At 74.8% G+C, this 1681-nt stretch carries 4 protein-coding genes; all 4 read right to left on the reverse strand.

The window, feature by feature from the left end:
* Window positions 1–116: 116 nt before the first annotated feature.
* Window positions 117–365, reverse strand: coding sequence for a hypothetical protein (locus tag ACIQOV_RS40500; protein ID WP_401056017.1), 249 nt, complete (start codon window positions 363–365; stop codon window positions 117–119).
* Window positions 366–478: 113 nt separating this feature from the next.
* Window positions 479–949: a hypothetical protein gene (locus tag ACIQOV_RS40505; protein ID WP_401056019.1), complete on the reverse strand. Its 471-nt coding sequence runs from the start codon at window positions 947–949 to the stop codon at window positions 479–481.
* Window positions 949–1290 (reverse strand): hypothetical protein, encoded by a 342-nt coding sequence (locus ACIQOV_RS40510; RefSeq protein ID WP_401056021.1) that lies wholly within the window; start codon window positions 1288–1290, stop codon window positions 949–951. Before ACIQOV_RS40510 ends, ACIQOV_RS40505 begins: the two co-directional genes overlap by 1 nt.
* A partial coding sequence (locus ACIQOV_RS40515) for a hypothetical protein (RefSeq protein WP_401056023.1) occupies window positions 1290–1681 on the reverse strand: 392 nt, incomplete at its 5' end. The genes ACIQOV_RS40515 and ACIQOV_RS40510, both read right to left, overlap by 1 nt.

Genomic DNA, 1681 nt, shown 5'->3' on the forward strand with positions numbered 1-1681 from the left:
GGTAGGGCGGAGCGTTGCGGGCCCCGACCCGGCCGGGCCCGCCGAGCGCCTTCGTCAGCTCGGCGTGCCCCGACAGCCAGGCGACGGCCAGTTCCTCGGCGTCGAGGTCGGCCAGGTCACCCACTCGCCTGCCCTGCCGCCTTGTTCGCCGTTGGCTTGGCCGCGGCCGGCTTGCCCTCGACCGGCGCGAGGGCCTTGGCCACCGCGTCCGAGTCGGTGGGGTCCACGTTGGCGACGTACCCGGCGCTGATCAGCTGCCGGGCCTGATGCTGGGGCACCTCGATCTCGTCGCCGGGCATCAGCTGCTCGCCATCCCGCGTGAGGTGGTGGGCGAGGACGATCCGGACGTGGTCGGGCTGGGCCATGTCGGCTCCTTCGGGCGGTGTTGGGGTGACCGGGCGAAGGAAAGCAGGGCCTGACCTCTACCGTCCGCCCCGCCGGGGCCCGGCCTCGCACTGGTGGGGGCCCGGCGGGCGGGTCAACGGTGCCGGGCGGCGACCTGAGAGGCGGCGCCGCTCATGAAGTGCGTACCGTCGCCGTGCGCGAACTCGGCTTCGGCGGCCCGGGGGAAGTCACAGGTGACCGCCGCACGGACACGCTCGCCGTCGATGGCGGCCTTGCCTGCCGAGATCGTCGCGGCGACGGCTTCTGGGTCCTCGGTGACCGTGCACCGGCACCCCACGGTCTCCTCGGTGGGGCCGTCGGGGTCGCGGGGGCCGGAGAGCATGGTGTTCCCGACGGAGAAGGGAAGCGGTGCCGGTACGGTCTGGCCGTCGGCGGCCTGGTGGCTGGGCCGTGCCTGGCCGTCTTCCTGGGTGTGCCAGGTCTTCGCCGCCGGGGCTCGCCGCCGGGCTTCCGCCTCGACTTCCTCGGCCAGGCGCTGGGTGTGTTGCAGCATCAGCGGGGCCAGGCGGCGGGCAATGTCGGCGGGCAGCTCAAGGTGGGCCATCACGGATGTCCTTCCGGCCGGGTGCCACCCGAGACGCGGGCACGCCCCTGGACCCGTACGTAGGCCAGCGCTGCGTCCTCGGTGTTCACCAACTGGTCGGCCGCCAGCACCGTCCACTCCGTTCCGGTGGACGGCTCCACCACGACATCACCGACCAGCAGAAGGCCGGCCTGCCCGTCCAGGGCCAGGTGCCATGTGCCGTCGGTCTGCGGCACGGCCCGCCCGGGCCACGGTCCCCGCAGCGGGCCGAGCGGGCCGGTCACCTCCGCGCCGTGCGCGTCCAGGACGGGCGCGCCGCGGGTGCGGACGCCGAGCTGTCGGTCGGCCAGCAGGACGCCCATCACAGCTCTCCCGGCCCGTAGCTTCCGGGAACTGTGAGCCCGGGCGGGTTCGGCCTGGTCGGGGCCTGGTAGACCCGGCGGCCGCGCAGCCGCCACCGGTCGGTCGTGGCGAGGTCCGGCGGCGCGAGCACCACCGCAGGCTCGGCCGCGGTGTCGTAGGTGACCGACTGGCCCTCCACAGAGGCGGAGGCGACACGGCGCTGGCGCGCGGGCGCGTCCGCCATCATCGGGTGGCGGCAGGCCGTCGCACGGACCCACAGGCGCAGCGGGGCCGTCTGCGGGTCCGTGCGGGCGTCGATGCCGGCGATGTAGGTGACGGTGTACGTCGGCGTGCCGAAGGGGCCCGACGGCGTGCCCGTGTCGAGGACGGCGGAGATCACCGCGATGAGGG

The organism is Kitasatospora sp. NPDC091257 (assembly GCF_044757675.1).
In the GTDB taxonomy this organism is placed as follows: domain Bacteria; phylum Actinomycetota; class Actinomycetes; order Streptomycetales; family Streptomycetaceae; genus Kitasatospora; species Kitasatospora lactacystinica.